Origin of the sequence: Paenibacillus sp. FSL R7-0163 (assembly GCF_037969975.1) — a bacterium.
GTDB classification, from domain to species: domain Bacteria; phylum Bacillota; class Bacilli; order Paenibacillales; family Paenibacillaceae; genus Paenibacillus_AQ; species Paenibacillus_AQ odorifer.
The window spans coordinates 1,691,526-1,717,707 of the sequence record NZ_CP150224.1 but is presented as its reverse complement, the minus strand read 5'-3'; the positions used below and the strand labels follow the sequence as shown (position 1 = coordinate 1,717,707).

The window sequence follows — 26,182 nt, the reverse complement described above, 5'->3', positions numbered from 1 at the left end:
GTATGTTGGATTAGTACCACGTAGGATAAATTCGATAATCTATTTATTGTATCACAAACAAAAAACCATAATACGTCCTCTCGCATTATGGTTAACTTGCTTTTATTAATTTTACACTTCTTAGTTCGTATCGGAAGCTAACCAAGAGCAAATCTCCGCATCTACAAATCTACCTTTTTCAAAAAAAGATTCGCGTAACAACCCCTCATACTTAAAGCCCGCTTTCAAAAGCGACTTCTTGGAGGCAATATTAGCCGGATCATAAAACGCCTCAATTCGATGGAGCTTCATATGCTCAAAGCCATACGCAATAATAGCTGTCAGAACTTCCGTCATCACACCCTGCCGCCAATAAAGTGGAGATAATTCATACCCAATCTCTGCTTTGAAATTTCTGTGCGCCCAGTTATGATATCCGCATGAACCAATCATTATATTATCCTCACGCCTGGCTATTCCCCAGCGAATGCTTTGTTTGCCTTTGAAACGTTCATCCCATCTTTCGATAAGGTTGATCGCTTGCTGTATATCGGTGAAGCTATCCAGATCATAATACTGGGTCACTTCATCTTTTGAAAAATAATCATATATTTCTTTAGCATCATCCAGTGTAATTCTTCTCAAAATAAAGCGGTCAGTTTCGAGCACCGGAAATACTTCAACGTTATCATTCATATTTTCCTTAAGTCTCCTCTCATTTCTCTAGTAGTACAGTTCGTCGTGGAAAGTGAAACTTCCTTTAGGATATAATGTATTTATAAACTAGTGATTTATTTCACCTTGTAATCATTTGTTCATATTGCGTTCTTAATTGCTTGATACACTTCAATCATAACGATAACTACAAAGGAGATATTCTTATGAAAAAATTGTATTACACGTCTTTTTTCTATGCAATTCTTGGTTTGATAGCCGGAGTGGCCTATCGCGAAATTACTAAAATGAATGATTTCACAGGAGATACTATATTAGTTGCGCTTCACACCCACATTCTAATCTTAGGATTCTTTTTCTTTATTATTGCTATGATCTTAGATAAGTTATTTAATATCCATGAGGCTAAATCTTTTGGTGCATGGTACATTGTCTATAACATTGGTCTTCTAATCACGATTGGTGCAATGGCTACACGTGGAATGCTGCAAATTAACGGCAGTGATATTAGCTTCCTGCCCCATATTGCGGGGCTTGGTCACGCCATTGTTGGGGCTGGAATCATCTGGCTGCTTGTGCTACTCGGTAAACGAATTAAATAATACAGAAAGAGCCGCCAGGATCACTGAAGTGCTCCCTGTCAAGTGGACAGTGTAAAAAACAAAAATAGTTAGTTTAGATACCTCAGTTCGTATTGCCAGAACTGAGGTATCTTCGTTATGCAGCTCGTCGGTATTCGCTAGGTGACAAGCCATCCAAACACTCTGTGTAGCGGTAATTATTGTAGTAGTGAATATATTTGCTAACCTCTGTAAGGACATCATCATAGGTGTCATACTTTGTAAGATAATAGCTTTCTGACTTGTATGTACCCCAAAAACGCTCAATAGGTTGGTTGTCCAAACACCGACTCACACGAGACATGCTTTTCTTAAATCCGTATTTTATATGAAGTCGGTTGTACTCATGAGACGTGTACTGGAAGCCTCTGTCGCTTTGTAAAAGAGGGGATACGCCAGGATTCTTTGCGTAAGCCCTCTTCAACGTATCCATCACGAGTTTATTGTTGTTGGAATGGCTTAATACCCATGAGACAATGGAATTATCATATACATCAATAATAGCGCTCAAATAGGCTTTGCGTCCATTCCCGTACTTCAGTTCAGTCACATCTGTACACCATTTTGAATTAGGAGAATTGGCATCAAAGTTACGGTTCATTACATTTTCAACTACATGGATCTCCGTAGCTTTCACATAACTCGCTCGTTTTCTGCGAATGACTGCTTTAAGCCCAAGAGCACACATAATTCGGTAATAACGCTTTTTGTTGTACTGCTTTTTGAGCTTTCGGTTTAATTGCGTGCGCATTTGACGATAGCCAAGAATCCCTTTTCGCTTGTCATATCGTAGCTTTACTTCTTTCGCTAACGCACGAGTTTCAAGTTCTATGCAAGAGGGTTTCCATTTTAACCACTTGTAATAGGCAGATCGAGCAACCCCAGCTAACGCACACAACTTCGTAATTGCGTGACCTTTTTCTTTGTTCAGTTCTTGAATCGCTTGATACAAGTTTACTTGTCGAACGAGGGTTAGCGTGTATTTCGTCGCTTGATCTCCGCCAACTTTTTTGCGAAGTCATTCTCCATCTCTAGGTATTCATTTCGCGCTTCTAGCTCTTTAATCCGTAGTTTAAGGCGGTCATGCTCATCTAGTTCTTCTACAGGCTTTTTGCGACCGCGATTGTCCTGAAGAGCCTCCTCGCGGCCAACTTGATATTTCCGGACCCATGCGTAAACTTGCTGATAAGATACTCCGTACTTTTCAATCGCTTTCTGATAATCCAATCCATTAGCGATGGTATATTGTGCAATTTCAATGCGTTCTTCGAAAGTTGTTTTACGTCCTTGGTTCATATGAGATAGTCCTTTTCCTGTATGTGTAGGTTTCAATTCTATCTCATTAGTATACTTGGTAATCCATTTTGTCAAAACACTTCTGCTTGAAATATAATGCTTGTTTGTCACCTCTTCAACGGAGCAACGACCAGACAACACTTCGTTAACAGCAGCAAGCTTCAATTCCTTTGGGTATGATTTCCATGTTCTCGATTCCCTCAACCCGTCCAAACCATCTGCTTTATATTTCCTAATCCATTCTCTAACTGTGTGTGAACTAAGACCTAGCTGCTTTGCCTCATAGTTTGGATTTGACTTGTGCTCAAGGCACAGCCCTACGACATGTAATTTTACTTTTAAAGATGTTGGACTTCTATTAGACATTAGAAAAACTCCCATCATTGTAGCAGTAGAAGTTTTTGTTTTTTCTACTGTCTACTATGATGGGAGCTTATCACACTCCAGCGGCTCTTTTAAATATCCCCTGCTATCCGTTACGGAGCAATCCCCCATACGAGAGCATCACTTTGATAAAGTGTCACTTTATCCCAGTTAGTATAAGCAGTTTTAGTAGCATCAAAGGAGTAGTCATTGGCTTCGTTAAAATTAGTCCAATCGAATTTATATATTCTGAGCTGAATATCTCCGGACTGGCCTCCAGCTGGAATGGAACCAGCTGCAGAAGTAAACGAAAGTTCAACGTAAGTGTCTGCATTCGTGCCTGTGTAGTCTGCAAAGGCGACTTGAATATTATTGTTGCCAACTTGTGCCCAGTCAATTGCGCTGTTTAACGTCTGATTACTATCTTTAGTGAAATAATAACGGATTTTAAGATCGCTTAAGTTCACTGCGGCTGTGCCGTTATTTTTAATATTAAAATAAGGTTTGATCTGATTGTCTGTCGCATTAGTATCTCCCGCCCGATACTGCAACGTCAGACTAGTTGCTGCCGGAACTTGTGGAACAGCACTCGCTTGTGCCGAATTCACACTCTCTCCCGCACTATTGGTTGCGCTTACAACATAGTAATAGGTTGTTCCGTTCGTTAAGCCCGTGTTGATGTAGCTCGTTGCCGTTAGCCCTGTTGCTACAGTGGTGTACGGTCCTCCGCTTGTGGTTGCACTTTTCACAGTGTAACTCGTCGCACCACTGGATGCGCTCCAGCTCAGGCTCACTTTCGCATCTCCTGCTGTCGCTACCAAGTTAGTTGGTGCCACTGGAACAGTTGCCACCGCTGCTGGGATCGCACTTGCTTGTCCCGAATTCACACTCTCTCCTACACTATTGTTTGCGCTTACAACATAGTAATAGGTTGTTCCGTTCGTTAGGCCCGTGTTGGTGTAGCTCGTTGCCGTTAGCCCTGTCGCTACAGTAGTGTACGGTCCTCCGCTTGTGGTTGCACTTTTCACAGTGTAACTAGTCGCTCCACTGGATGCGCTCCAGCTCAGGCTTACTTTCGCCTCACCTGCTGTCGCTACCAAATTGGTTGGTGCCGCGGGAACAGTCGCCACTGCTGCTGGAGTCGCACTCGCTTGTGTAGAATCCACACTCTCTCCCACACTATTGGTTGCGCTTACAACATAGTAATAAGTTGTTCCGTTCGTTAAGGCGGTGTTGGAGTAGCTCGTAGCTGTTAATCCTGTCGCTACTGTGGTATACGGCCCTCCGCTTGTGGTCGCTCGTTTTACCGTGTAACTAGTCGCACCACTGGATGCGCTCCAGCTCAGGCTTACCTTTGCATCTCCCGCTGTCGCTACCAAGTTAGTGGGTGCCTCTGGAACTACAGTGCCCCCTCCGTTGCTCAGAGGAATTACAGGGTAAGCATTCTGTACCAGCTGAACAAATTGATCATGGAACCAGTGACCTGATACAGGCGCATTAGGTAATGCACCGGTCAGTGTGCCGCTTGAGCTGGTATAAGTCGGATCACACATTCTGTCAAAGCCCTTGCCTTCATTATTTGGAATGGCACTGCTGGAACCATCAGATTCTCCCGGAGGTTTCACCCAGACAAATGCGTCCAAATGTGAGGCTGCATAACCTGCAGGGGCTGCTTGTGGAACTTCTCCAATTCCAGCGCCGCTGGCATTACACCAATTGCCGCGATGGAGACGTTTATCAATCCGACCGGAATCTGCATAAGCGTTAACGGTTGTTCCGCTTGCACTAGTCGGGCGATTAGGTCCACCCCACCCGTTACGGGAGGTATCAATAAGGAAGCCGATCGTGGAAGGCCAACCTTTTGCTACAAAACCTGAATACAAAGCTGCTGTGAAATCGGCTTCATCAAAATACGGATTCCATTCATAATAACTTGCGGAGCGAAGCTGCTGGCTGCCTATCGTAAGATTCGGATCTGGAAGATTAGGTTCTACTAGTGGAGTGGTATTGGCTGTATTCGTAATAAATCCATCGACACTAGCAAGTCCAGCTGTAGTGCCTGACACAACCGAAGTAAAGAGGTCGATAGCGGGGCCACGGTTAGTATCCCATCCGAGCCAGCCGGAGTGGCCAATATCCATGTAAGTATATACATTCGGAATGGCATGGAGAGCATTTAAAGTGTAACGCGTAGCATCACGGTAAATATTCGTGGAGTTAGCTTGAGCACACTGTGGTGTGCTGAGATTGGTGACTAGATTCGGAAGCGAGTCCGGCTCTACGATAGTCACTATACGAATGTCACTATATTTGGGCTTTGCAAAAATACTGGCGATTACGTCAACATAATCTGACTTATAGGTTGTAAGACCCGCAGCTGTCAGTGGCAGCTCGCCATTGGAGGCAAGAGCGTGGCAATCCCGCCCAGGCATGTCATAAATTACGAACGTGGCTGTAATCGGCGTATTGGGTTGCTTTTGCGCGAGTACGGCATCTAAAGTCTGTTCCAGACTTTTTCTACCTCCATTGTCCTCTCCGCCATAAATTGCAGCAATTCGATCCAGCCATACGGCTGTCGGATATTTTTTAATGGTCTCCATCTTGGAAACTAAAGTACTATCGGTAACCTGAGCAATAGAGGTATCAATCAGTGCGGCATAATCAGGATTCACATATGCTGTAGCTCCTACAAACGGATTGTCAACATGTGCCTCACTGGCATACGTGGTAGAAGGAGCATATCCGGTGATAACTAAAGCCATGATCGTAAGCAATAACAACATTTGCTTCCTTAGTGCTTTTGTCATTTATTATTCTCCTTTCGACAATTAAATAAATTCGTAAATAATTTATTAATAGCCACGCGATGCTACAATTGCAGTATTCACTCCTTTAAAGAATTGTCACCTCCTCTATGCCTTACCCGCACTCACCATCACCTCCTCTCAGTGGTAAAGATCAAACACGAGCCCAAATCCACCCCAACTATTTATCATAAATATAATTTTATTTAATTTATAGAAAATTATCCCTTTTCTTGAATACTACCATATCCTATTTTTAATTAGAAGATAGTAGATGAAATAAAAGTTTAATAATGAGACTAAAAGTATATTTGTTTATAAACTGGTAAATGATACAATGTGGATGTGATAAGGTATTTTGAATTTTAAGAACTTTTGATGTGCCGCTAACAAACCTTTAAGGAGTGAAAAAAATGTCTATCGATGTTTATCTTAATTTCAACGGGAATTGTCGTGACGCAGCAGAGTTTTACGCAGAGGTGTTTGGCACTGAACGTCCACAAATCATGACCTTTGGTGAAACACCACCCGATCCCAATTTCACTCTTCCTGAGGAAGCTAAAGATTTGGTTATGCACACCCGCTTGAATATCGAAGGCAGTAATGTAATGTTTTCTGATGTTTTTCCAGGCATGCCTTTTATCGAAGGAAACAATATTAGTCTTTCCGTAGTTAGTAAGGATTTAGATAACATAAAGAAATATTTCAATAAACTTCAAGAGGGCGGTAAAGTAGTTATGGAACTGCAAGAAACCTTCTGGAGCTCTTGTTATGGTAGTCTAAAAGATAAATTCGGCATTGATTGGCAATTCAATTATGATGACGGACGAATGAATATGTAAAAAAAACAACGAGTATGGAGTAACAAACCTCCTGCTCGTTGTTTTTTTGTCTTTTGCTTAGTCCATAATCAAATCGTAAACACTAACCTTCCGAATTCGCCGGGCAACAAGCATAGACACCGCATAAGCGACTACTAGAATGGCTGCACACAATAGCAATACTTGTGGCAAACTAACCGCCAGTTGGACGTTATAAATCCCTAAACTCGAGAGCAATAGTACAAACGCAGAGTCCGAGAAAAAATAACCGCCTATACTCCCCAAAGCTACTCCCACCACAATCACCGGAAACAGACTAAAGGTAATCTGCGTCATCAGATTAAAAGTGGTATAACCCATTCCTTTAAGAATGCCGAACTCACGCTTCCGCTTCAGAATCAAAGTCTTAATCACTAAATATAAAATCAGGCTTACTACTATAATCGTCACCACAGTGATGACTGCTGTCATAGAAGATACTGCGGCAGTGAATGTACTGAGCGTACTATCAACCGTTTCTCGAATGTTAGTAATATTCCATTTTCCGGGGAAATGTGCTTCCAGATCCTTCACAAAAGCTTGCGCATCTCCCCCCTCTTTCAGATACACATTGATGGACAGAGGGGTGTACTCCGGTTGAAGTCTTCTCATTCCATCACCGGTCATACTCGCCACCATTCCAAGTTGGCTAATCTGCTGGCTTAAGCCAGTGACCAAATAATTCTCCGTCACACCATTAAAAGTGATAGGTACCTCGTCCCCTATTTCTGTATTTTTCAACTTTGCAATAACACCGGAAATCACAATTTCATTATCATAAATAGGCTCTCGCCCTTTGTATATGGTTTGTGTCTCCAGCTTGCTATAATCGTCAGATACCCGGAGCATAAAGCTGGTATTTTTAATCGAAGCGACCATGCTATCCAATACAGTCAACTTTTCAACCCCTGGCATGGCTTCTAATTCTGTAAACTTCCCCTGCTGTAGGTCACCGTTTTTCGGCAACAACAAAAAGTCGCTGCGTTCTATACCTACCAGTTTTATAACTGCTGAGGTGTCTCCCTTAAAGTTGAAATTCAATATAGAGCAAAAAATACTAGAAAAGGTTAATCCGGCAACGATCAATACGATCATCATATTCTGCTTCATTTGCCTTACTAAAGCTTTAAGGCTTAAGCTGAATTGCAGATTCATTCGGGATGTTTCGAGTGGAATTGGGTTCCGCTTAAAATTGTGAGTGAGGATTCCGCTCTGCAGAGCTGTAATCGGAGTAATGTTCCGAATTCGCCGGCTCGACAGATAGGTAACAAGTAGCACTAGTCCAGAGACAATAACCAAACTAAGTACTGCACTGACCCCTTCAAAGGATATTGGCCACAGAAGTCCGATTGAAGACGAAATCATATTTCCTACCAACGGCATAACAAACCCAGATAACCCACCTCCCGGTATAGCTGCGATGATTGACACTGAGGTGAACTGTAGCAGAAGCGCGTTTTTAATCTGCCATGAAGTATAACCGTTGGCTTTTAAAATACCGATATTCGTCAAATTGTCTTCAATATGTCCCAATATTTGAAACCTGATGACAATAAGCGAGATTAGAACCATAATCAGGGCAAATACGATCAGAATGGCCGCTAAAAGATTAACAAAAACACGGTTCCCTTGGAGACCAACCTCTGCCCGCATGACTTGAAATTGATCCGTACTTCCTGAGGCAAAAATCCGCTCACTTAGCATTTGTTCCAGCTTTACATCCTTTGAAGGATCGGTTAAATCTGCTGATAGAAAGCTGTACTGAGCTTCTGTTCCAAGACGTTTCTCCAACTGCTTATAACCTTCATCATTCAAAAATACTTTTAAAGCTCCATTAGTTAACGTCCCTAGCAACGGCTCCTCAATAAATCCACCTATGGTATAAGAGAATGGCTTATTATCGTATACAAAAGAAAAGGTATCGCCAAGGTTATACCCCGATCCAACATGGAACAAATAAGGCAAATAGATCATATCCGCATCCTTAGATCCTAGCGGAGTCGTTGTCTTGAATAGTCCCTTGGTCCGCGGTGTATCCATGTTAAGAATTATAAAAGCTACCGTAGTGTCCGTTTGTCCGTACTTCATTTTAGCGTCTGCTAACAGAATTGCTGCTTCATTCTCCCAGGTTTCTGTATATGAATAACTATCCACAAGCTCCTCATACTCTTCTAGATGATCATCTTTTGGGAAAAATGCACTTATTTCTGGAGTCCTTAATTCAGTCATTTTTTCTTGCTGAAAAGAATTGAGCTTTAAACTGACCGTAAGGCCAATGTTCAGCAGCAGCACAGCTATCATGATCAAAATGAAGAGCGTAAACGTGGCGCTTTTTCTTTTACGAATATTTGACCAAGCTAGTTTTCCTATTAGGCTGCTCATCCCTACCACCCCAATTCGGTTAGAAAGGACTGTACTTGCTGCTGCCGTTCAGGTCCGTTATCTTCGCTATAAGGGGTAAGACGCAAATCACCAACGATGACTCCGTCCCGCAGATACAATATCCGATTACCACGCAACGCGGTTTTAAGATCATGTGTAACCATAATTATGCTTTGCCCTTGCCTATTCACCTCAGTGAGGACGCGCAATACACCTATTCCTGCTGAACTGTTTAACGCACCTGTCGGCTCATCAGCGAAAACCGCTTTTGGACTGTTGATCAATGCCCGGATAATACCCGCCCGCTGAGCTTCGCCACCTGAGATTTGCGCCGGAAACTTGCCCCAGACAGAGTCATCCAGACCTACATCTGAGAGTAGCTTTTTGGCTTTTTTCACAGCCCCTGCTCTATCCTTTTGTACAAGAAAAGCACTAGATAATACATTGTCGAGGACACTCATCGTATCCAGCAGATGAATCTGCTGAAACACGAACCCACAATTCTTCCGCCGGAATATCGCAAGCTGATCATTACTCATGGCTGTGATATCCTGACCTTCAAATAGAACCTCTCCAAGCGTTGGCTTATCCATACCCGAAATGGCATACAGCAGTGTTGATTTACCAGAACCAGAGCTGCCCATGATAATCGTGAAATCACCATGATATAAGGTCAGATCCAGATTTTTCAAAACATGCTGCTGAGTTCCTCCATGGGAGAAGGTTTTTCCAAGCTTATTAGTCTGCATCAGCACTTTATTATTCACTTCGCTCATGTTGAACACTCCATTTACATTCATGCTCATTAATTGCGCTAAAAGAAAATCATTGCTCTACGCGAAATATAATGGCTGCAATCACAAGCTCATTCGTAATTGCAACCTTATCGTACGTTAAATGTTCTTAACATGTCTTTGTGCAATCCTTAGCTAATTCTTAATTCTGTCCTGCTAAAGGAATTAGCAGTTTGACTGTAAATCCATCCTCCCGATTGGAGCACACAATGTCGCCTTGCATTTTTTGCATCATATAACGGGAAATGTACAGGCCTAGACCCGCACCATTCTGGCTCACGGCCAGACTGCCCCGAAAAAATTTATTAAAAACTAAAGGCAGCTCCTCCTCCGGAACCCCGGGGCCATAATCCAGAATATCTACCTCCAGATAATGATCCGTAATCTCGAACCTAATATCAATAGGTGTGTCTATGTAGGCATATTTGTAGGAATTATTCACAACATTATCAATCACCTGCTGCAGCCGCAAGGAGTCCACCGTAATGATACAGTCAGGCACTGCTGCTGCTGAAATCCGTTCATAGAAATTTACATTATTTATAATTTGGATCAGCAGGTGGCTTTGCTCCTCCGTTAAGCTGACTTTAAGTTCATTTAGTTCCTCTAAGGTCGAATGGAACATATCGGTCACCAGACGATCAATCTGATCCGCTTTTGAATACAAAGTGTTAAGCTGTCTGCTGGTCTTCTCATCCCTTGCGCTTAATAACATCAGTTCCGTAATCGCCTTTAACGAAGCAACTGGTGTTTTAATATCATGACTGAGACTAGCAACCAGTTCCTTTTTACTTTTATTCGCCAAATATTCGCTGTGTCTAGCCGCTGCAAGCTCTTCCCGCATCATATCAAAGCTTTCGGTAAAAGCACCAAACAGATGATTACGATCCATCTCCAGCGGAACTTCCAGATCACCTCTCGCGATATGCTTCGCGAATAGCTGCATTTTGCGAAACGGACGGAGAACCGATCGATTCAGGAACCAAATATAGAGAATGCCTAGAACCGTAAGCAGTAGCAGCATCACAATAGAAACTTGTATAAATTGTTTTTTCATATGTATAAAAATCGCATGGTAATCATTATTAATAATCACCTTACCCACCATCTTATCCTGAACAAAAACGTCCACTAGAGTATCCCGATTGTTGATGGCTTCGTTAACGGTAACGGAAATCGCATTTCCCGTCTGATATTTATGTACTCCCGCGGTATCGATAATGGAAAATTCATAAGGACCTTCCTTGTACAGGTTCGGATCAAGCTTGTCCCAGTTCTGTTCCGTGAGCTTCACAATGGTATTGATAGCCACTCTATCTGTTCCTGTCTCCTCCTGCAAATTAAGAATTAGGAATGTGAGCGTTAAACTTGCGGCAAATATAGTAAGTAGAAGAGCCAACAGCAGTTTTTTAGTCATAACTATTTGTCCTCAAAAGCATAACCGATGCCCCATACTGTACGGATGTACTGAGGATCATTAGGATTCTGCTCAATCTTCTCGCGTAGATGGCGAATATGTACATTTAAGGTGCCATCCCCCGCAAAAACATCTCCCCATACCTCTGTAAATAACTCCTCTTTGGGGATTACCCTATTTTTATGCTGAATCAAATAGCTGAGCAGTTTATATTCCATCGTTTTCAGCTTGAGAGCTAAGCCATTAAGGCTTGCCCTCCTAAGTTCAGGGTCTATCTGGATAGAGCCGGCTTGAAGGACCGCTGCCTCAGCTATAACTTCGTTATTGTGGCGTTTAAGCACCGCCTTCACTTTTGCGAGCAGCACTCTCAGGGTATACGGCTTATGAATATAGTCATCTCCTCCGATATCAAGAGCAATCAATACATCATCTTCACTGGAGCGGGCACTAATAAACAAGATAGGAATCCCCATCGTCTGACGCAGCTCTTTGCATAACTGGAAGCCGGATTCACCGCCTAAATTAATATCAAGCAGTAACATTGAGACTTGATGCTCACGCAAAAAGCTCCGGCAGGCAGCAGCGCTTGTAACAAACGCGGTTTGAACATCAAACAAATTAAAATATTCGCAGGTGCTCTCCGCAAGTTCAGTTTCATCATCAATAATTAAACAATCATATCTCATGGATTTCTCTCCGCTTCAACAGAATTTAGTATTATGTTAGAATATGCCTTTAAGGAGGGGTTACCTGTGGATAAACAATCCCAGCGTCTGGAGCAATATTTAGAAAAATACGAACAAAGCTGGCCACTGAGCGGCACAGTCTTAATAGCTCAGCATGGAGAAATCAAGCTACAAAAAGCATACGGATATGCGAATCTTGAACATCAGGTTCCGAACACTATAGATACCAAATTCCGGATCTGGTCATTAACCAAGTCATTCACTGGCATGGCAATTCTGATGCTAAAAGAACAAAAACGTCTGCGACTGGAAGATCCGATCCTTAAGTATCTTCCTGAACAGCATGCATTCGAGGGGATTACCGTCCTTCATCTGCTGGGACATACCTCGGGTATAGCCAACTACACTTCTCTACCCGAATATAATCAAAAATTAAATAAGCTGAAGCTGACTCCACTGGAGATGTTACAGCTATTTGTGAGTCAACCGCCTGCATTTATGCCTGGCACATCGTTTTCCTATAATAATTCAGGTTATTATTTATTAGGAATGATTATTGAGAAGATTACAGGCATGACATTTGAAGATTATATCACTACTTTTATATTACAGCCTCTTGGCATGGTAAATACAGGAGTTTATAACAATCAGCAAATCATTTCAAAATTAGCCTCACCTTATCATTCCTCATGGGGTGAGTATACTCAGGGTGAATACATAAATATGAGCTCTATCCTATCAGCGGGTGCTATGTATTCGACGGCTGCTGATCTTTTCCTGTGGGATCAAGCGTTATACTCCGATCAATTAGTATCCCACGATACTTTGGAGATGGCTTTTCATTCAAGTAATCTCAAATATCGTTTTGGTTGGTTTTTGGACGAACGTTATGATCGCAAAAGAATGTATCACGGCGGCGCTTATCGCGGCTTCCGAAGTGAAATGCACAGATATCCAGAAGAGCAGACGACCGTCATCATGTTGACCAATTATGATTGTGTCCCCATTACCAAGTTAACGGAATCTCTATCTGGATTAGTATTCGGTGAGCCTGCCGAGATGCCGATATTCCCGCAAGCCTTCCCACTTGATGATAGCATGTATGCTGAATATATGGGGACCTATGAGGGATTTGGCTGCAAAGCGAGCGTAGAGCGTAGGGGCCAGGACTATTATTTTGTCTGGAATGATGAAGAGGTTACACCGTTCTATCCTATCTCAGAAACAAGATTCCATCATACCAAGCATGACAGTGAATTTGAATTTAAACGGAATGAACAGGGTGAGCTTTCATTTCTGGGGATGAAAAAAAACAAACGAGTGCCGCATAAGCCATGAAATGGCTGCTGGGGCACCCGCCTTTTTTTTCAGCTAAAGCCTAAGCCTTGGCCAAAATAATAAATTGTGTGAGCATCACGATTACCGCTGAAGACACCCCCAGCGAATTAATGATTGTTAAAGCATTTGGATAACTTTCTTTCCGAAACTGTGAGAACAAAGATACCGTCCATAACACGCTGAAAAATAACGACGACAACCCAGATACAGCTTCACTATCAATTCGTCTGCTCCGGAGAAACAATCCGGCAAGGGTGGCGACAGTATAAACAATATATATTACTAGCTCTATCGATGTGATAACGATCGCCTCGCCGGCAGAGAACAAACGCATTAACAAGTATTGAAAACCTAAACAGATAAACACAAGCTGGTTAAAAGATAGTCTCTTCACTCTCATAGCTTAGCTCCTTTAGGATATATTTTCACAAAAAGATAACGCTTACATTGTACTAGTGATTGAATATATCTTCTGTGACTTTCCATACCCTGCCAAATATTAGTCAGATAATATCCTCACATACAAAAAAGGAAGTACACTTTGCGAAAAAGATCCGCAAGGCATACTTCCTTTTTTTACGATTCGATTGTAGATTTAGACGGAATGGGACATCTTAGTTCCAAAATAGAATGAACAGTGGATTTATAAGATGTTTTCTTAAAATTAGGAGGTCATTGCTGTGAGAAACAAACAATCCATTGTCTTCGTGACCATTCCATTATCCGAGATCAAGAAGTTCATCCTTATTGATATTGTTGCTGGATGGGTCTTTTATTTTGCTATAAAATTCCCCTTCCATTCCTTAATTGCCGCCTCTGCCGGAAGCATGTTTGGTCCTATCCTCATACGCCAATCCATGAAGTTAGTTCAAAACCGCGCCAAGGTTTAAGGTTTTAAGAACTGCTCAATCTGTTTTTTATGATGCTTATCATGTGGGATAAAACTTCTCAAATACTTGCGAACGCTGAATTTTTTGCGATCTCCGTCCTTATATTCCTGATTGAATTCATCTTCCGTTAACCCTGCAGCTGCATCTATGATTTTAGTTCTATAACGTACAAATTGTTCAATTAATGTTTGTTCAGATAATAATTTAGCATATTCTACAGCGTTAGCATTAAACTCGTTAAAATCCAAATGCTTAGTTGTGATCGGTTCCCGGAGAATTATTTTCTTAATCGCACCTTCATAAAAATATTTATCCCATAACATGAGATGACAGATGATATCCTTTACAGTCCATTTACCAGCTGCAATAGGCTGATTCCAATGTTTGTCTGATACTTCCCCTAAAGATTCTACGAACGGGATGAGGGACTTAAATTCGAGTAACATTTGCTCATTTGTTTTTGCAGCCAGAGAGATCAACCTCCACATGAAAAATAAAATAATTCAGTCACAACATCTATGCTGCGTCATCCGCAGAAGCTGCGGCCAGATCCATATCGGTAGAGTCAGGATTCAGCCAAATCTCAATCAACTCATGGGTACGCTTCACATCATTTTCGTCAAGCATATAATACCATTGATCCTTCCGTCTGCCTTCACCCTGCAACATATGGCTTGTGATCTCAGGAGTACCCCCCTCGAGAATTACTCTTTTCGCCAAATCAAGAATAAAGTCTGACTTCATATTGGTTTGGAAATTACTGCCTGCTATTTCGATGATTTTCTGTATATTAAGGATATTATCTACTCTCTTCATCCGTTCAAGCGCAGATTTCAAAAAGATCCGCTGCCGCTCCGTTCGTTTAAAATCAGAATCCTCACGGTATCTTACATACATTAATGCTTCAGCGCCAGAATAAATTGGTTTGTTCGGTTCAATTCTTAATTTCTCATGATCCGGGCTCTTGTTCTCAATCACCTTGGTAATCGGAAGTTCAACACCCCCTAGAGCATCTGTAACGCCCACAAGACCGTTGAAATTAATAGTAGCGTAATATTCGATAGGCGCGTTTAATAAATTTTTAACGGTGTCTACACTCATCTGAGGACCGCCATAGGAATGTGCTGCATTAATCTTGGTTTCTTTCCTAGCTCCTTTAACATTTTCCGCTCCGATAATTTCTGCATAGGAATCACGAGGGATCGACACGAACAATACTTTATGATCAACTGGCCGAATCACAGTATATATAATCGAATCAGAAAGCCCGTTCTCTTTTCCCCGCTGATCAGTACCCAATAGGAGGATAGAAAATGGACGATCCTTATTATCCGTCGTGGGTTGGAATCCAGGAGCTTCAGCATTTTCATTATTTTTTAAAGGAACGTATGACCCATCAAGCGTGTGTTCTATAGTTGGAGCCACAACATTATTAAATCCGAAAATCAGCAGTTCTTTACGAAAAACATAAGATCCTAGCCCAGCAATAAGTACGATAGCAAGCATAAATAGCCAGATCTTTTTTTTCCTGCTGGTCTTAGTTTTCTTCTTCACCTTCTTTTTCTCAATTCTACTTAAAGAAAAAGAAGAAGCTGAATGGGTAATCTGTTTATTTTTCATTCGGATCCTTAACCCTTCCTGATGACGGATTCTACCAGCCGGTAATAGGGAATCATGTAGGTTGTCTCAAAGCCTAATCTATGCGCTAAGTTGAAAGAACCTTCGTTATCCAGACGACACGCCCACACCGGCTCAAGCTGATGTTCTAGACAGTATTCGATTAAGGCTGAACAGACAGCGTAGGCATAGCCCTTCCCCCGATGTGCTTCTGAGGTTTCTATGCCAATTTCCAGTTGATACTCATTAACAAAACCCGAAAATGCCGTAGAGGCAATTTCCCCAGCATCAAGAATATTGAAGCCCAGCCCCTCAGCAAGAAATTGCTCTTCATTCCTCCAAAAATCCTTAGGATTGACACCTCCTGTTGCCGCCATAAACCGTTCTTTGTTCATTCGCACCACTTCAAGGTCTTGGTTAAGATAAGAAGCTTTCTGGTTCAGATATCTCTCGCGGTTAAAGCTGAAGTTGACCCTTGTATTTCTATGGAGCATTTCCTGTTCACTCCAATGAGCGATAACTTCCGGCCAACCTCCCGCTGGATCAGCCTGCAGCAACTCTTGATGATGCCGAATCATATTTTTATTGGTTATGTAATCAAAAAGGTCGCGCTTAAACTCTTCATTATCCGACTCACCAATTAATAAAGACATTCCACAAGGGTGTGCAATGTAAAAAGCACGCGGGTTAACGATATCGTCAACATATAAGCTGCCAGGTATGACTTGCTTCACCACTGACTCAGCGAACATCGTATTTATTTTCACTTTTCCTAAAGGCTCAATAGCTTTGTAATAATCTTTACTCTCTAGTCGTTTCATAATTTTCTCCTTAGATATCACGTAATGTTTTGATAGATAACCACCAGTATGTGAGGATATTTTTTGCTGGATGACACTGTTACCTAAAATATCCCATTATTATAGACGATCTTCGGGTCGATAAGTTTCTATTTATAAGAAATTTGTGAGACAAAAAAAGACCATATCCTATCAAGGATTGGTCTACCCTATTTATTAATGCTGATCTTAGATTTTTTTCACAATCATATCGATCTCGCTCTTCAGTAAAAGATATCTGACGACACTTCTCATGATCGGAACTTTAGTCAACTTATGCTGATCTACATAACTTTTCATTTGATCTTTAGACAGCCCAAGCAAGCTTCCCGCTTCAGATACCGTCAATACTTCCTTGTTACTTGTAGCGTTAAAGGTTTTCTTAACTTTTAAATTCCAGTCTTCAAACACCTGCATTTACATCCGCCACCTTTCTATAAAAAAATCCCCAAACGATACGTTTGGGGATTCATTTTACTACTTACAGTTTTACAACATTCTCAGCTTGTTGACCACGATTGCCTTGAACTACGTTAAATTCTACACGTTGTCCTTCATCCAGGGACTTAAATCCGTCACCAGTAATTGCACTGAAATGTACGAATACATCTTCTCCACCTTCAACCTCGATAAAACCAAAACCTTTGTCTGCGTTAAACCATTTCACTGTTCCTGTTTGCATAATATAATTACCACCTTATTTTTATTTACATGTTATTCTTATCCTCAAAAAATCTCTTACAAAATCTCTAAAAAAATAAAAATTCACATATGGTACAAGGTTATTAACGTCTAAAGAATAACCCTCTACGCTATGTGAATTCGCCAGGTAAATACTTTCGATAGATTGATTATAGCACAGCTAACACCAAATAGATACTCTTCTGCATTATGAACAAAATGGGAAGAAAGAAGGAGCTGTGTCATAAGTGATTCTACGAGTGGAGACTGACCTCCTCACTTTCAAAATCTTAAAATCAACAAAACAGCGATTCTTCTGTTCTCGAAGAATCGCTGTTCGGCGTTTTTTGGTCATTCGCGGTCTGCTTCAACTACACTTTCATTATCCTGCGGGGCTTTCGGACTCAGTTGACGTTATTTACATGTTTTTATCCTTTACAGCTAGAATTCGGACACCAGCGACGTTATTCCTTGGAAAGAGGCTCATATTAAGCATTTTTTGGGCCAATAGCTGCACTGGAGTCCGATAACATTCCAAATATCGGATAATCCTACGTTTAAGGATCACTGTGTCCCTTAGCAGGTTACTAAGCGTATTTTCCAGTGACTAAGCATGTGCTTTCGACACAGCAGTCATTTTCATAGCTTAGGGGATAGCCCTTTTTCTAAAATTTGAAAAGGGAATTTAAATTTTAAAATAGGACAATTTATCCAACAGGTCTTGCACCATTGAGCTAAGTGACTCCGACGAAGCTGAGATCTCTTCCATAGAAGCAAGCTGCTCCTCTGAGGCTGCTGCCACACTTTGGGAGTCAGATGAAGCTTCCGAAGCAAGATCGGCTAATTGTTTAACTGTAACTGAAATTTGCTCCGTACCCGCGGTCATCTGCTGTGCAGCTGCGGACACCTCTTGGATTTGATCAGTCACCTGCGTCATCTCTGTCAGAATCGAAGTAAATAAAAGATCACTATCAGATACACTTTGCACACCAAGAATTACTTTTTCATTGCCGACAGCCATTGCTTTTGAAGCTTGATTAGTATCTTGCACCACATCTTCAACCAAAGCAGTAACTTGTTCGGCAGCTTTTTTAGTCTGATCTGCCAGCATACGAATTTCTGAGGCCACTACAGCAAAACCTCGGCCATGTTCACCCACTCTGGACGCCTCAATAGCCGCATTTAGTGCCAACAGATTGGTCTGTTTACTTATGTTCGAAATCAGGCCTATAATCCCGCTGATCTGAGCAGATCGTTCGCCTAAACGTTCGATTGCCAGACTCGTCTCATCCACAGACAGCTTTAACTCTGACATTTGGTTCACTGCCATTTGAAGCTGCGCACTGCCCTTTTTCGTCTGATCGGTAACTTCATCTGCAGACGCAGACACCGATGACGAAGAGTCAGCGATCCGTTGCACTCCAACATTCAGCTCGCTCATCGCCATTGAAGAATCACCCGCATAATCACTCTGCAGCTGCGCTCCTTCGGCTACTCGTCCAATTGCCACAGCAATTTGTTCAGCAGCTTTCCCAGTCTGCTCAGCGTTAGCTGTCAGCTCTTCAGAGGTAGCTCCCACAGACATTGATAAATCAGCAACAAGTCCAAACATTTCTCGAAGCTTATGGGTCATATGATTAAAATGTGTAGCCATCTTGCCGAATTCATCATCATTTCGAACCTGCAGGGTTTGAGTCAAATCACCCTGAGACATCAGCTGCAATTTATCAGATAACAAGCGAAGCGGTTTAACTACCATCAACCATAGCTGAAGACCAACAATAACAGCTAAAATCAAAATACCAATAATCATAATGATAAAAAATTCTGTTTTGGCTTGTTCATAATCAGCCATGATTACATCCTTAGAAATCGCTGTCTGTGTGTACCAGACCTGGTCACTTCCAGGCATTGGTATCGGAACAAAAGTCCGCAGCACGTCTTCTCCCTTGGAATTTATCGTGTATCCCAGTGTGGCCTCCCCATTCTTCACACGCTTCCACAGTAATGTTTTATCTTCTGTATCACCGAACTCTTTGAGTACACTTTGAGGATCATTTGGATTGGCTGCATATTTGCCATTACCAGTGATTAAAGAAACATAACCTCCCAGAGGTTTATAGTTAACAGCTTCTTCCTGCAATTGGGTTAACGAAACATCGAACCCTACAGTCCCAAGAAATGCACCCGTTTTATCCAAAATCGGCAGCATGACCGAAATCATCTCTATTGCTCCACCAGTCGTCTCATAGGAATAGGGTTCAATATAGACCGGTTTTTTCTCTTTTTTAGGTAAAAGGTAATAATCACCCGCACCTTCTACATCGTAATTTTTTAAGGGTTCAACCTTAATTGCACCTTGATTTCTAAAGACATAAGGAATAAAACGCCCCGTACCGTCATCATATGGCATCTTATTTATATTAGCCTGATCGTTCTGATCAAAAGCATTGGGTTCCCATAATATGCTCATCCCAAAAATTTCTGGTCTGTGCTCCAGCATAGTTTTCATTGTAGAAACAACATCTTCACGGTCCAAGGTTTGACGTTCTCTTGATTCAATCAGTACCTCAGCGAGCGCTTCACCCGTCGACTGAATGTCTATCATTCTATTCTGAATGGTCTCCGCATAACTTTTCCCTGCGATCTCTGCCTGAAGTTCACCGTTGGATATGCTCACACTACGCAGATTAGCCAGGTTTGCGACTAAACTAAAGAAAAAGATCACAATAATTACTAAACTTACCACCATAACAAACTTAAACGTTAAAGAAAGCCTTCGATACAATGCCATCTGAACAACTCCACTCTAGGATAATATATCTTTAATCGACAAAATACGACCTCTATTCAATAGGACTTATTACCTATAATTTAAGGGATGAAAATTTAAAATTCTATCCATTCCAAAAGTATGTTTAAATAAAAGTAGCCTAATCAAAAAAACATAATACAAAGGAGTTCATGCCGATGGAAATATCCTCTTTTTTGTTGCCAAAAGATCAAGTTGCCTATATCACTAACTCACTATCCATGCTGGAAGCCTTAGAACAATTAGAACAGCACCATTACACGGCTATCCCTATTATTGATAATGAAGGAAAATATGTAGGAACACTTTCGGAGGGTGATCTATTGTGGAAGCTAAAAAACACAGCAGACTTAACCTTTGACAATATAGGGGAAGTTCAAGTAAGCGACATCCAAAAGCATGTTCATAACGAAAGTGTTCTCATTAATGCAGAAATGGAAGATATGCTGACGCTCGCTGCGGATCAGAATTTCGTTCCTGTGATTGATAATGAGGGTGTATTTGTTGGAATTATTAGGAGAAAAGATATCATTGAATATTACACTCGCAACATTACGGATTAATAAAAAATGACCAATCTCCATTACGGAGACTGGTCATTTTATTTTTCATCAAAATTACAGTTCAGTCAGGATAATCGTTCCTTGTGGGGTAATCGCTAAAGTATGCTCATATTGTGCTGACAATCCGCCGTCAATGGTACGCGCAGTCCAACCATCCGCATCAATTTTTGTTCTGTAACTGCCTGTGTTCAGCATGGGCTCAATGGTAAATACCATCCCCTCTTTAAGACGAGGCCCTCTCCCTGCTGGACCATAGTGAGGCACTTCCGGAGCTTCATGCATTTCTGAACCGATCCCGTGGCCAATAAAATCACGTACTACAGAAAATCCGTTAGACTCTGCATAAACTTGGATGGCATGCGCAACATCCCCGATACGGTTGCCTGCAACCGCCTGCTCGATTCCACGGAATAACGATTCCTTAGTAGTGTCTAGAAGTTTGGTCGCCTGTTCACTAATATTGCCAATGCCGTAAGACCAGGCCGAATCTGCCAACCAGCCGTTTAAGTTAACAACCATGTCAATGGTTACGATATCCCCGTCTTTTAGCGGCTCTTTTTTCGGGAATCCGTGGCATATTACATCATTTACAGATGCACAGGTTGCGTACGGGTACCCATTATATCCTTTTTGCTCAGGAGTAGCTCCTTGAGACAATATAAATTTTTCTGCAAATTCATCAATTTCCCAGGTCGTAATACCAGGCTGCAAAATTTGCGCAATTTGACGATGACATTCAGCGAGAATTTTTCCCGCCGCACGCATTTTTTCGATCTCTTCCATCGTTTTCATGATAATCATAATATCGCCTCTTCTGTACAGAACTCATCGCTCTCGGGCAACGGTTCTTCTTTTGTATTTAGTTTACCCTTTATATTATGAAAGAAAATCGCGAGAAATCCAAATCATTAGTCAAAAAAAATTATATTTTCCTTCCTGAATCTAAAAATAACATCATTTTTTATGATAATGTTAGATGAAAGACGAGTGCCTGATCAGCACTTCGTCTTATTTTCTAATAAAACATAAAATTATTGTTATCGTTAAATTATTTATTATTCCTAAAAATTCCTTTATATGTTATATTCAAAATAACTGAGGAGGTGATACATGCCTGTAATTGAGTGCATTTACTGCAACCACCTGAAGGATACGCATAATCTAAGAAGCAACCCTATTTGATTAAGGAGGAAATGTTGATGAAATTCAGTAAGCATTTTTCGTTCCGGAAAATCAGTTTGTTAGTATTAATTAGTATCCTTACTCTTTCTATTTCTTTACCTCAACAGCAGGCAGCGGCAGCAAACACTTCTGTTAAGGGCTTTTATGTAAGCGGTACCACTTTGTATGATGCCACCGGCAGTCCTTTTGTAATGCGTGGGGTTAATCATGCACACACTTGGTACAAAAACGATCTGGCTACTGCAATACCGGCCATTGCAGCCACTGGCTCCAATACCGTCAGAATTGTACTTTCTAATGGCAGCAAGTGGTCTCTCGATACCTTGGCGGATGTCCAAAATATTCTTAAGCTTTGTGATCAGTATAAATTGATTGCCATGCTGGAAGTGCATGATGCTACTGGCTCAGACAACACATCTGATCTTAACGCTGCAGTCAACTATTGGATCAGCATCAAGGATGCTTTGATTGGTAAAGAAGATCGTGTCATTGTGAATATTGCTAATGAATGGTACGGTTCTTGGAACACTGCAACATGGGCCAGTGGTTACCAAGCGGCAATTCCTGCGTTAAGAAATGCGGGCATTAAGAACACTTTAGTTGTAGATGCAGCGGGATGGGGTCAATACCCACAATCCATTTTCACTAGTGGTCAGGCTGTATTTAATTCAGATACCTTAAAAAATACTATTTTCTCGATTCATATGTACGAATATGCCGGAGGTAATGCTGCTACCGTTAAGAGCAATATCGATAGTGCCTTGGCCATTGGAGCCCCCGTGATTATCGGCGAATTCGGTGACAAGCACACGGGTGGAGATGTCGATGAAGCCACCATTATGAGCTACACTAAGGAAAAAAAGGTAGGATGGCTCGCCTGGTCCTGGTATGGTAATGGCGGAGGCGTCGAATATCTGGATCTAGCCAGCGGTCCAGCAGGAACACTCAGCAACTGGGGAAATACAGTCGTTAATGGAGCAAACGGAACCTTAGCAACCTCCGTGCTTAATAAAATTTATACAACGCCTGGTTACCAACCTGTGCCGGATGGTGGCACAACTCCTACACCTACACCTACACCTACACCTACGCCAACACCAACGCCAACACCAACACCAACGCCAACAGCAACACCTACAGCCACTCCTACCGGCTCGCCATCCAGTAATCTGGCACTTTACTACCGTGCAGCAGATACCAATGCTACAGATAACTCAATCAAACCTTACTTCAACATTTATAACAACGGAACAACGGCAGTCAATCTAAATGGACTGAAAATTCGTTATTACTTTACTAAAGATGGAAGCGCCTCCCTCAATGGTGTGATCGATTGGGCGCAGATCGGTGCTTCTAATATATCAGTTGCCCTTGGGTCCACTAGTGGAACGAACGCCGACTCTTATGTTGAGCTTACTTTCAACGCTAGCGCGGGCTCCATACCTGCCGGTGGACAGTCAGGAGAAATCCAATTACGAGTGCATAAAAGCGACTGGTCTAACTTCAATGAAGCAAATGACTATTCGTTCGACCCAACCAAAGTTTCCTTCAGCACTTGGAACAAAGTAACCTTGTATCAAAACGATGTACTGCTCTCCGGCATCGCTCCTTAAAAACATAAACCAGCGAGCCTCCCAAGATTGGGGACTTGCTGGTTTTTAAAATTAGATCTGTTGTAGCGCAGATGTTAGGATAATGCTTACTTATAGTAGCTCAAAAGATGACTGTTGCTAGATTTGTCAGTCAACAGTGATCTACTGCTGTTAGTCTGCTCCCGGACTGTTGTTACTTTGATGTTAGTCTACTGTCGGACTGTTACTACTTTGATGGATCTGTTGTAGCGCAAATGTTGGGATCTTACTAGATTATTGTAGATCAAATAAAGGCTGCTGCTAGATTTGTCAGTCAACGGTGATCTACTGCTGTTAGTCTGCTGCTGGACTGTTACTACTTTGATGTTAGTTTACTATTGCTCGTCTATTGTTCCGCTAGTCGGTTGCTGCTCTTTTGTTTGGCTATTCTGCGTACTACTCTACTGTTGCTCCTACTGATCTGATTTCACTCTTTCACACGATCTAATTCGACTCTTTCATTACTCTGACGTTAATCTACTATCGCTCATCTGCCGCTCATCTGCTGCTCATCTGCCGTTCTTTACTTTTTGAACACTCGGTTGTGGTTTTCGGACTCAGATGACGCTATTTGTGCAATTTAAGCCGTTTTGAGCAACTTTCGGACTGGAGAGACGCTATTCCTCTGAAAAAGGCCTATTTCGGCCTCTTTTCATACCCATAACAGCGCTGGTGTCCGAATACTCTGCAAATTGGCAAGGTTTCAGAAAATAAGGGCTCCTGAGTCCGTCACCTTGTTAGTCTACTGCCGCTCGTCGCGCTCATCTACTGCTCTACTATCGCTCATCTACTACTCATCTTCCGCTCATCTACTACTCGTATGCGCTTATCTGCTGCTTATCTGCTGCTCATTTACTCTTGTCTACCGTCTTTACCTCTGGAGCATTTTGTGTACGACACGACACCTCGCGCACCTAACTACGCCCAAACCACAAAAAATACCCCGGCAGCCATCCAACTGGCCCCGGGACATTTTTAAATCTACTTTCATTTAGTCATGGAAATTAAGTCCAGAGGTAACGGCTTTAACATAATCTGCACGGATCACGAAATCTCCAAAATGCTCACCTTGTTGACGTTCTTTGGCATATCGGTGAAGAATAGGTTCAAGCGTCTCTAGGATCTCCTTCTCATCTATGTTTTCTTTATACATTTTATTGAGGCGATCACCCGTAAAGCCTGCTCCTAAATACATATTATATCTGCCTGGAGCCTTGCCGATAAACGAGATTTCACCCAGCGCCGGTCTAGCACATCCATTAGGGCAGCCGGTCATCCGGATTACAATTTCCTCGTCGCGCAAACCAGCTTTATCTATAACAAGCTCCAGCTTATCTATCAACGAAGGCAGATAACGTTCCGCTTCAGCCATCGCAAGTCCGCAGGTTGGCAGTGCTACACAGGACATGGAGCTGCGCCGCAATGCAGAAAGATGTGCTCCATCTGTAAGTCCATGCTGTTTAGCCAGCTCAGCTACTTTTCGTTTTTTGGCAGTAGTGACGTTGGCAATCGTTAGATTCTGATTCGGCGTTAGCCGGAAATCTCCAGTATGGATTTTAGCAATCTCCCGCAAGCCAGTCATCAAGGTGTATCCTTCTTGGTCATGAATCCGTCCGCTTTGGATATAAAGTGTCAGATTCCATTTTCCATTGGTACCCTTCACCCAGCCGTAACGGTCTCCGTTGTGATCAAAATGATAATCATGTGCCGCTTCAAGCTGCCATCCGAGTCTTTCATGCAGTTCGTCAACGAACCATTCCAGACCGTGGCGGTCAATCGTATATTTGAACCTTGCATTTTTGCGGACAGAGCGATTGCCATAATCCCGCTGGATCGTTACGGTCTTTTCTGCCACATCAATCAACTGTTCGGGACGGCAAAAACCAATAATACGTCCCAACTGAGGATAAGTACTGGTATCCCCATGAGTCATCCCCATACCGCCGCCTACAGAAACGTTAAAGCCTACTAGCTTCTCATTTTCCAGAATAGCGATAAAACCCAGATCTTGCGAGAATACATCCACATCATTAGAAGGTGGCACCGCTAAACCAATCTTAAATTTACGAGGTAAATATACCGGACCATAGATTGGTTCTACTTCCGCACGTTCGCCTAAGCTATCTACTACCTTTTCACCGTCTAGCCAAATCTCATGGTAGGCGGGAGTACGTGGGGATAAGTGATCACTCACTTTGCGCGCCCATTCATAGACCTCTGCATGCACCTCTGACTGGTAAGGATTCGGATTACTCATTACGTTACGGTTAACATCGCCGCAAGCTGCCAGCGTCGTCATCAGCGTATCATTAATGCTGCGAATGGTTTTCTTAAGATTCCATTTGAGTACCCCGTGCATTTGAAACGCCTGTCTGGTAGTCAGACGTAAGGTCCCATTACCGTATTTTTGTGCCAGATCATCCATCACTAGCCACTGCTCTGGTGTCGCTACCCCGCCTGGGGCAACTACACGAAGCATGAACTGAAATGCAGGCTCCAGCTTTTGCCGTTCACGCTCATTGCGTAAATCCCGATCGTCCTGCATATAACTTCCGTGAAATTTCAGCAGCCGATTATCATCTTCCGGCAAACCTCCGGTAATCGGATTGCTTAATGTCTCAACAAGCGCGCCCCGCAGATAGTTACTCTCTTGCTTAATGTGTTCAACATCACTTGGAGGCCCGCCGATCGGCTTAACCTTTTCATTGTTTGCCATTGTTGTTATCTCCCCCCGAAGTCATTCGATAACTTTC

Annotated in this window: 23 protein-coding genes; 6 read left to right on the top strand and 17 right to left on the bottom strand. The window is 42.2% G+C overall.

Translation table 11 applies throughout. The annotated features are described in order from the left end of the window. Positions 1-120 precede the first annotated feature (120 nt). Positions 121-675, bottom strand: coding sequence for a GNAT family protein (locus NST45_RS07535; protein ID WP_036689031.1), 555 nt, complete (start codon positions 673-675; stop codon positions 121-123). A 185-nt stretch (positions 676-860) separates the two neighbouring features. Between NST45_RS07535 and NST45_RS07530 the strand changes: the two genes are divergently transcribed. Next, the gene (locus NST45_RS07530; protein ID WP_036689034.1) at positions 861-1,256 is read left to right on the top strand and encodes a DUF2871 domain-containing protein; all 396 of its coding nucleotides are present in this window, start codon (positions 861-863) and stop codon (positions 1,254-1,256) included. A 115-nt stretch (positions 1,257-1,371) separates the two neighbouring features. Here NST45_RS07530 and NST45_RS07525 read toward each other — a convergent pair whose 3' ends face one another. From NST45_RS07525 to NST45_RS07515, 3 genes are all read right to left on the bottom strand, one after another. Then, positions 1,372-2,226, bottom strand: a complete 855-nt coding sequence (locus NST45_RS07525; RefSeq protein WP_339824775.1) for an IS3 family transposase — start codon at positions 2,224-2,226, stop codon at positions 1,372-1,374. 20 nt (positions 2,227-2,246) lie between these two features. Continuing rightward, positions 2,247-2,936 (bottom strand): helix-turn-helix domain-containing protein, encoded by a 690-nt coding sequence (locus tag NST45_RS07520; protein WP_036683516.1) that lies wholly within the window; start codon positions 2,934-2,936, stop codon positions 2,247-2,249. 110 nt (positions 2,937-3,046) lie between these two features. Then, the gene (locus NST45_RS07515) at positions 3,047-5,695 is read right to left on the bottom strand and encodes a glycoside hydrolase family 6 protein (RefSeq protein WP_235219523.1); all 2,649 of its coding nucleotides are present in this window, start codon (positions 5,693-5,695) and stop codon (positions 3,047-3,049) included. A gap of 455 nt (positions 5,696-6,150) precedes the next feature. On the opposite strand from NST45_RS07515, the gene NST45_RS07510 reads away from it, so the two are divergent. Beyond that, positions 6,151-6,579: a VOC family protein gene (locus tag NST45_RS07510; protein ID WP_036685812.1), complete on the top strand. Its 429-nt coding sequence runs from the start codon at positions 6,151-6,153 to the stop codon at positions 6,577-6,579. 57 nt (positions 6,580-6,636) lie between these two features. On the opposite strand, the gene NST45_RS07505 is transcribed toward NST45_RS07510, so the two are convergent. From NST45_RS07505 to NST45_RS07490, 4 genes are all read right to left on the bottom strand, one after another. Then, positions 6,637-8,979 (bottom strand): ABC transporter permease, encoded by a 2,343-nt coding sequence (locus NST45_RS07505; RefSeq protein WP_036685810.1) that lies wholly within the window; start codon positions 8,977-8,979, stop codon positions 6,637-6,639. A gap of 2 nt (positions 8,980-8,981) precedes the next feature. Next, a complete protein-coding gene (locus NST45_RS07500) occupies positions 8,982-9,755 on the bottom strand; it encodes an ABC transporter ATP-binding protein (protein ID WP_036685808.1) in 774 nt (257 codons plus the stop codon). A gap of 160 nt (positions 9,756-9,915) precedes the next feature. Next, complete coding sequence (locus NST45_RS07495; protein WP_036685806.1) at positions 9,916-11,190, bottom strand: HAMP domain-containing sensor histidine kinase; 1,275 nt, start codon at positions 11,188-11,190, stop codon at positions 9,916-9,918. 2 nt (positions 11,191-11,192) lie between these two features. Further along, on the bottom strand, positions 11,193-11,876 hold the full coding sequence (locus NST45_RS07490; RefSeq protein WP_036685803.1) for a response regulator transcription factor: 684 nt from the start codon (positions 11,874-11,876) through the stop codon (positions 11,193-11,195). Positions 11,877-11,942: 66 nt separating this feature from the next. Here NST45_RS07490 and NST45_RS07485 point away from each other — a divergent pair, with 66 nt between their 5' ends. Then, positions 11,943-13,214, top strand: coding sequence for a serine hydrolase domain-containing protein (locus NST45_RS07485; RefSeq protein ID WP_051491413.1), 1,272 nt, complete (start codon positions 11,943-11,945; stop codon positions 13,212-13,214). A 40-nt stretch (positions 13,215-13,254) separates the two neighbouring features. Here NST45_RS07485 and NST45_RS07480 read toward each other — a convergent pair whose 3' ends face one another. Continuing rightward, positions 13,255-13,614, bottom strand: a complete 360-nt coding sequence (locus NST45_RS07480; RefSeq protein ID WP_036685802.1) for a hypothetical protein — start codon at positions 13,612-13,614, stop codon at positions 13,255-13,257. A gap of 280 nt (positions 13,615-13,894) precedes the next feature. Between NST45_RS07480 and NST45_RS07475 the strand changes: the two genes are divergently transcribed. Continuing rightward, positions 13,895-14,104, top strand: a complete 210-nt coding sequence (locus NST45_RS07475; protein WP_036685800.1) for a hypothetical protein — start codon at positions 13,895-13,897, stop codon at positions 14,102-14,104. On the opposite strand, the gene NST45_RS07470 is transcribed toward NST45_RS07475, so the two are convergent. The 6 genes from NST45_RS07470 to NST45_RS07445 all read right to left on the bottom strand — a co-directional run bounded on the left by NST45_RS07470 (position 14,101) and on the right by NST45_RS07445 (position 20,035). Beyond that, the gene (locus NST45_RS07470) at positions 14,101-14,583 is read right to left on the bottom strand and encodes a DinB family protein (protein WP_051491412.1); all 483 of its coding nucleotides are present in this window, start codon (positions 14,581-14,583) and stop codon (positions 14,101-14,103) included. The genes NST45_RS07475 and NST45_RS07470 overlap by 4 nt on opposite strands. A 37-nt stretch (positions 14,584-14,620) precedes the next feature. Beyond that, the gene (locus NST45_RS07465) at positions 14,621-15,724 is read right to left on the bottom strand and encodes an LCP family protein (RefSeq protein WP_051491411.1); all 1,104 of its coding nucleotides are present in this window, start codon (positions 15,722-15,724) and stop codon (positions 14,621-14,623) included. 8 nt (positions 15,725-15,732) lie between these two features. Continuing rightward, positions 15,733-16,542 (bottom strand): GNAT family N-acetyltransferase, encoded by an 810-nt coding sequence (locus NST45_RS07460; protein WP_036685798.1) that lies wholly within the window; start codon positions 16,540-16,542, stop codon positions 15,733-15,735. 207 nt (positions 16,543-16,749) lie between these two features. Continuing rightward, a complete protein-coding gene (locus tag NST45_RS07455) occupies positions 16,750-16,977 on the bottom strand; it encodes a hypothetical protein (protein WP_036685795.1) in 228 nt (75 codons plus the stop codon). Positions 16,978-17,041: 64 nt separating this feature from the next. Next, positions 17,042-17,242 carry a cold-shock protein gene (locus tag NST45_RS07450; protein ID WP_036685790.1) on the bottom strand — a complete coding sequence of 67 codons (201 nt, stop codon included), beginning with the start codon at positions 17,240-17,242 and terminating at the stop codon, positions 17,042-17,044. Between the two features lie 684 nt (positions 17,243-17,926). After that, entirely contained in the window at positions 17,927-20,035 is a 2,109-nt protein-coding gene (locus tag NST45_RS07445) for a methyl-accepting chemotaxis protein (RefSeq protein ID WP_051491410.1), read from the bottom strand. A gap of 176 nt (positions 20,036-20,211) precedes the next feature. Here NST45_RS07445 and NST45_RS07440 point away from each other — a divergent pair, with 176 nt between their 5' ends. Further along, entirely contained in the window at positions 20,212-20,616 is a 405-nt protein-coding gene (locus NST45_RS07440; protein WP_036685788.1) for a CBS domain-containing protein, read from the top strand. Between the two features lie 54 nt (positions 20,617-20,670). Here NST45_RS07440 and map read toward each other — a convergent pair whose 3' ends face one another. After that, the gene (gene map / locus NST45_RS07435; protein ID WP_036685786.1) at positions 20,671-21,417 is read right to left on the bottom strand and encodes a type I methionyl aminopeptidase; all 747 of its coding nucleotides are present in this window, start codon (positions 21,415-21,417) and stop codon (positions 20,671-20,673) included. A gap of 398 nt (positions 21,418-21,815) precedes the next feature. Between map and NST45_RS07430 the strand changes: the two genes are divergently transcribed. Beyond that, on the top strand, positions 21,816-23,411 hold the full coding sequence (locus tag NST45_RS07430) for a cellulase family glycosylhydrolase (protein ID WP_076100129.1): 1,596 nt from the start codon (positions 21,816-21,818) through the stop codon (positions 23,409-23,411). Positions 23,412-24,420: 1,009 nt separating this feature from the next. Here NST45_RS07430 and cysI read toward each other — a convergent pair. Beyond that, positions 24,421-26,145, bottom strand: coding sequence for an assimilatory sulfite reductase (NADPH) hemoprotein subunit (cysI, locus tag NST45_RS07425; protein WP_076100127.1), 1,725 nt, complete (start codon positions 26,143-26,145; stop codon positions 24,421-24,423). Positions 26,146-26,182 lie beyond the last annotated feature (37 nt).